1 protein-coding gene is annotated in these 383 nt (G+C 68.9%); it reads left to right on the plus strand.

The annotated features are described in order from the left end of the window. A partial coding sequence (locus B1964_RS28540; protein WP_139765932.1) for a DDE-type integrase/transposase/recombinase occupies positions 1-383 on the plus strand: 383 nt, incomplete at both ends.

Below are 383 nucleotides of genomic sequence, written 5' to 3' on the forward strand. Positions count from 1 at the left end.
AAGGCCCGCGGCCTGCACGGGTCACCGCGCCTGCATGCGGATCTGCGTGCTGACGGGTGGACGGTGACCGAGAAGACTGTCGCTGATTCGATGTGTCGTCAGGGCCTGGTCGCGCGGCGGATCCGCCGGCGCAACGGGCTGACCCGTCAGGACAAGACCGCCCCGAAGTTCCCCGATTTGTTGGGTCGCGATTTCACCGCACAGTGCCCCGATCAGCGGTGGGTCGGCGACATCACCGAGATCCCGACCGCGGCGGGCAAGCTGTATCTGGCCACGGTCATCGACCTCTACAGTCGCCGCCTGCTGGGGGCGGCCACCAGTCGTCACCCGGATGCAGCGTTGGCGTGTGCGGCGATCGAGATGGCGGTCGCCACGCGGGGCGG

The sequence above is a fragment of the Gordonia sp. i37 genome, from assembly GCF_002043085.1.
GTDB lineage: Bacteria > Actinomycetota > Actinomycetes > Mycobacteriales > Mycobacteriaceae > Gordonia > Gordonia polyisoprenivorans.